This window comes from Salmonella sp. SAL4457 (genome assembly GCF_046548235.1).
Taxonomy (GTDB): Bacteria; Pseudomonadota; Gammaproteobacteria; order Enterobacterales; family Enterobacteriaceae; genus Salmonella; species Salmonella enterica.
The window spans coordinates 1-318 of sequence record NZ_JBGDZO010000232.1; the positions used below are offsets into that span (position 1 = coordinate 1).

The 318-nt window shown below is 66.7% G+C and carries 1 protein-coding gene; it reads left to right on the plus strand.

All coding sequences use genetic code 11. The features are described 5' to 3' along the window. On the plus strand, positions 1 to 318 hold a 318-nt coding region (gene pth, locus ACLJNW_RS24055; RefSeq protein ID WP_410961198.1), incomplete at both ends, for an aminoacyl-tRNA hydrolase.

Sequence of the window (318 nt, forward strand, 5' to 3'; positions counted from 1 at the left end):
GGAATACGACCAGACCCGGCATAACGCGGGGGCCCTTTTCGTTGAGCGCCTGGCGCATGCCCAGGGCGTCAGCCTCGTGGCTGACCGCAAGTATTTCGGCCTGGTCGGCAAGTTCAGCCACCAGGGCAAGGACGTTCGTCTGTTGATCCCGACCACCTACATGAACCGCAGCGGCCAGTCCGTGGCGGCGCTGGCGGGATTCTTCCGGATCGCCCCGGACGCCATCCTGGTGGCCCACGACGAACTCGACATGCCCCCTGGCGTCGCCAAGCTCAAGACCGGCGGCGGACACGGCGGGCACAACGGGTTGCGCGACAT